This window comes from Pseudomonas sp. xss_4 (assembly GCF_043104125.1).
Lineage (GTDB): Bacteria > Pseudomonadota > Gammaproteobacteria > Pseudomonadales > Pseudomonadaceae > Aquipseudomonas > Aquipseudomonas parafulva_B.
Window position 1 is genome coordinate 1 of record NZ_JBICKJ010000079.1, and the last position, 351, is coordinate 351.

The 351-nt window shown below is 67.5% G+C and carries 1 protein-coding gene; it reads left to right on the plus strand.

Annotation, left to right across the window (positions count from 1 at the left end):
• Positions 1–351: contractile injection system protein, VgrG/Pvc8 family (locus tag ACF8GB_RS17310; protein ID WP_392527361.1), on the plus strand; the 351-nt coding region annotated here is incomplete at both ends.

The following is a 351-nucleotide window of genomic DNA, read 5'->3' on the forward strand; positions in this document are numbered from 1 at the left end:
GGTCTTCAGCGACCGCCTCTACAGCCACGGTGCCATCGACGGCGAACCCGTCACCTACAACCCCAAGGCCGGTGGCGATGCGCCCAGGCCCGCGCTGCACCGCTTCGTCTATGCCGAGCAGGTGCGCACCGCCCGCCAGACTCAGCGTGACTACACCTTCAAGCACCCACGCTACAACCAGCAGCACAGCGTCGACGGCGTTGAGCTCGACCACCAGCGCAGCGACTACGAGCGTTACGCGTACCCTGGCCGCTACAAACAGGACGAGGCTGGCAAGCCCTTTACCGAGACCCGCCTGCTTGCCCTGCGCGGCGATGCCCGCCTGGCCCGTGTCGAAGGCGACGATGCCCG